At 48.6% G+C, this 255-nt stretch carries 1 protein-coding gene; it reads left to right on the forward strand.

Annotated elements, in window-relative coordinates:
* The coding region (locus ACY2RR_RS24550; RefSeq protein WP_490110828.1) for a hypothetical protein at positions 1-255 on the forward strand (255 nt) is incomplete at both ends.

Genomic DNA, 255 nt, shown 5'->3' on the forward strand with positions numbered 1-255 from the left:
GCTGAATTTGTTATTCCGCAAAGCTTTGTCAGCGGAGAAACTTTTGTAGTTTCTATTGATGGCGTGCAGTACGAGTATCAGGCCAAACGTGGAGATGATGTTCGCAAGGTGATTGCAGGATTGATTGCAGTTATCAACGCTGAAGATCCATCACTCCAGATGACGGAGCGGGATAATAACGACGGCACTTATAGTGTGGTGGTAGATAAACTGCCAGCAGCTGGCTGTGTCGCGGAGCAGGGCAATGGCACCACT

The organism is Parendozoicomonas sp. 2304DJ65-17 (assembly GCF_058148445.1).